The sequence below is a fragment of the Caulobacter sp. B11 genome, assembly GCF_002737765.1.
Lineage (GTDB): Bacteria > Pseudomonadota > Alphaproteobacteria > Caulobacterales > Caulobacteraceae > Caulobacter.
Genome location: NZ_PEGG01000386.1, coordinates 1 through 2,769 on the forward strand (window position 1 = coordinate 1; position 2,769 = coordinate 2,769).

2 protein-coding genes and 1 pseudogene are annotated in these 2,769 nt (G+C 69.3%); all 3 read left to right on the forward strand.

Annotated elements, in window-relative coordinates; genetic code table 11:
* A partial coding sequence (locus CSW58_RS13225) for a putative PEP-binding protein (protein WP_304441654.1) occupies positions 1 to 831 on the forward strand: 831 nt, incomplete at its 5' end.
* Between the two features lie 156 nt (positions 832 to 987).
* Entirely contained in the window at positions 988 to 1,989 is a 1,002-nt protein-coding gene (locus tag CSW58_RS13230) for a RodZ family helix-turn-helix domain-containing protein (RefSeq protein WP_099447590.1), read from the forward strand.
* A 56-nt stretch (positions 1,990 to 2,045) separates the two neighbouring features.
* Positions 2,046 to 2,769, forward strand: a pseudogene (gene ispG / locus CSW58_RS13235) (flavodoxin-dependent (E)-4-hydroxy-3-methylbut-2-enyl-diphosphate synthase); the annotation flags it as partial.

Below are 2,769 nucleotides of genomic sequence, written 5' to 3' on the forward strand. Positions count from 1 at the left end.
CAGTTCATGGTCGCCGAGGAAATGCCCCGGCTCGAGGCCCAGACGGCGCTCTATGAAAAGGTCCTGGACGCCGCCGACGGCATGCCGGTGACCTTCCGCACCCTCGACCTGGGCGGCGACAAGCTGCTGCCCTACATGGAGCTGGAGCGCGAGGACAATCCGGCCCTGGGGTGGCGCGCCATCCGCATGGGGCTGGACCGACCGGCCCTGCTGCGGATGCAGATCCGCGCCCTGATCAAGGCCTCGCGCGGGCGGCCGCTGCGGATCATGTTCCCGCTGGTGGCCAATGTGGACGAGTTCCGCGCCGCCCGGGCCTTCGTCGACCAGGAAGTCGCCTGGGCGTTGAAGCGCGGCCGGCCCGCGCCGCAGCGCCTGGACGTCGGGGCGATGATCGAGGCGCCGTCGCTGCTGTGGCATCTAGACGCGCTGCTGCCGATGACCGACTTCGTTTCGGTCGGCACCAACGACCTGATGCAATATTTATTTGCCGCCGACCGGGGCAATCCGCGGGTCTCCGATCGCTATGATCCGCTGTCGCCGGCCGCGCTGCGGGCGCTCAAGACCATCCAGCAGGCCTGCGAGGACACCGGCACGCCCGTGTCCGTGTGCGGCGAGATGGCGGGGCGGCCGCTGGAGGCCTTCGCCCTTATGGCCTTGGGCTTTGATCGACTCTCGATGCCGCCCGCCGGCATCGGTCCGGTCAAGCAGATGGTGCTGTCCTGCGATCGCGAGGCCGCCCGCCGCAATGTCGAGGCCCTGCTCAAGGGCGCCGGCGGGTCGATCCGCGGCGAGATCGAAACCTTGGCGCGCAAGCTTTACGTGGCGATCTGAGCGGCGGCGCGTTAACCAAGCGTTGCTGTTTAGTGTATTGAATTCCGTCACTTACTTTGATATCCACAAAACGAGTATTAACGGGTTCCGCATCGTCGGAAACGGGCAAGTGTCGGGCTCGCCTCCGGCACGAAAGTTTGGGGTATTATGGCTGCCATGCCGCTGGATACGGGCAGGGCGACCCACTTGCAGTTGGTCGCCGATGATCGCGACGACGCGCCCGATGTGGCGCTGCTTTCCATTGAGCATGGCGCGGATATCGGCGAGGCCTTGCAGGTCGCCCGTGAATTTCGCGGCCTGACGCTGCAGGACGTGGCAGACGCCACCCGCATTCGTCTGAGCTATGTCGAGGCCCTTGAGGCCATGCGCCTGGACGACCTGCCGTCGCGCCCCTTCACCATCGGCTATGTGAAATCCTACGCCCGGCTGTTGGGCCTGGACGGCGAGGCCGCCGTGGCCCGCTTCAAGCTGGACGCGCCCGAAGACAACGAACCGCTGCGCGCTCCGGTCGGGGTGCGCCGCGAGAGCGACCCGCGTCTGGGTCTGCTGCTGGCCGGCGGCCTGCTGGTCGTGGTCGCCATCGTCCTGTGGAACGTCGCCCAGCGCGCCATCGCCACCGAGGCCCCGCCGCCCCTGGCCGCCGCCACCGCGCCCCGCGCGCCGACCATCGCCTCCGGCGGCGCCGTGGCGCTGGGCGCGCCGGTCCCGGCCCCGGCCGAATCGACCGTGCCTGAGCCCTACAAGACCCCCGGCCTCGACGACGCCGCCGCCAATGGCGGTTCGGCCGACGCCGTGACCGCCGCCTCCAAGGCCCGCGCGGTCGAGGCCGCCGCCAACGGACCGGTGATCGACGCCGCCCAGACCGCGGCCCTGGGTTCACCGTTCAAGTCCAAGGCCGCGGTGCTGGGCGCCAGCCCCGCCGACGGCTCGGGCGTCATCCTGCAGGCCCGCAAGGGCGCGTCGCTGGTGGTGCGCGGGGCCGACGGCTCGGTGTTCTTCGCGCGTCAGCTGGCGCCGGGCGAGGCCTATCGCGCCCCGCGCACCGGCGGCCTGACCGCCGACGTCTCCGACCCCTCGGCCTTCAACGTCTATGTCGGCGGCGTGCTGACCGGTCGCCTGCAAAGCGCCCAGACCTCGCTGGGAAAGTTGGGCGGCTAGGGACCAGAGCGCTCGTCGCCCTTGGGTTCGGGCCGCAAAAGTCCTAGATTGCCGTCATGGCCGCTGATCATACCCACCTTCGACCCTGGCGCTCGATCGAGCGCCGCAAGTCGCGCAAGATCCGTGTCGGCAATGTCGAGGTCGGCGGCGACGCGCCGATCACCGTCCAGTCGATGACCAACACCCTGACCAGCGACGCCGCCGCGACGCTGGAGCAGATCCGCCAGCTGGAAGAGGCCGGGGCCGACATCGTCCGGGTCTCGTGCCCCGACGTCGAGAGCACGGCGGCCTTCAAGACCATCGCCCGCGAAGCCCGGGTGCCGCTCGTCGCGGACATCCATTTCCACTACAAGCGCGGCATCGAGGCGGCCCAGGCCGGCGCCGCCTGTCTGCGGATCAATCCGGGCAATATCGGCAGCGCCGACCGGGTGCGCGACGTGATCCAGGCGGCCCGCGACCACGGCTGCTCGATGCGAATCGGCGTCAATGCCGGCTCGCTGGAGCGCGAACTGCTGGAGAAGTACGGCGAGCCCTGTCCCGACGCCATGGTCGAGAGCGCCCTCAACCACGCCCGCATCCTGCAGGACCACGATTTCCACGAGTTCAAGATCAGTGTGAAGGCCTCGGACCCGTTCATGACGGTGGCGGCCTATCACCAGCTGTCCGAACGCATCGACTGCCCGCTGCACCTGGGCGTCACCGAGGCCGGGGCCTGCGCACCGGCACGGTGAAGTCATCGATCGGCATCGGTTCGATGCTGTGGGCCGGCATCGGCGACAC